This is a genomic window from Bacillus sp. B1-WWTP-T-0.5-Post-4, from assembly GCF_009183795.1.
Classification (GTDB): domain Bacteria; phylum Bacillota; class Bacilli; order Bacillales; family Bacillaceae_G; genus Bacillus_A; species Bacillus_A cereus.
This window is the reverse complement of record NZ_WEIJ01000044.1, coordinates 1-629: the sequence shown is the minus strand read 5'-3', so window position 1 is coordinate 629 and position 629 is coordinate 1. Positions and strand designations below refer to the sequence as shown.

Sequence of the window (629 nt, the reverse complement as noted above, 5' to 3'; positions counted from 1 at the left end):
GATCGATCTACTTCTCGCGTTACGCCTGTTAGATCCTTTCCGTACGTGAATCGCTTCCCAGTAACGTTACCGCGTCGCTTAACTAGATGTACGAAACGATCTCGCACTTTCATACCCATAAATGAAACGGTGAATTCCATTTCTAAACCGTACTGATCGCGAATCTGATGTAACGCAGCTAGTGCGGTAGGATATTCGTGTAGATTGACATTTTGTAGTCCCGCATAATCTACGATACCTAGTTTCCAACCTGTACCCGCTAGTACTTTCTCCGCTGCATCTTTTGCCGTAACTGCGACTAGTGCTTGACCGTCTACGATATGGTTGTATAGATCATCTACGGCCGCATTTTCTGCGAATACTCGACGCACATACTTGTTGTCTTTTCGCTCTTCTACCGTACGAATAATCGTAAATAACATGAGCTTACGATCTTTGTTTCGTACGATTACGTTATTTCCTGCGACTAAGTGTTTTGTGTCAGGATCGCTTGCTAGCGTACTAAATTCATATGTTAGTAGTCCGTCTAGTTGTTCGAAGTGCCCGTCATCGAAAAACTTCGGCGTTTTCGGTAGGTGATTCGCAAGTATCGTTAATTGTCTTCCGTATTGATCCGTTACGATAATCAT

At 43.6% G+C, this 629-nt stretch carries 1 protein-coding gene; it reads right to left on the bottom strand.

The genetic code is table 11. From position 1 onward, the window contains the following. On the bottom strand, positions 1-629 hold a 629-nt coding region (locus tag GBN91_RS28625; protein WP_152122916.1), incomplete at both ends, for a phage tail spike protein.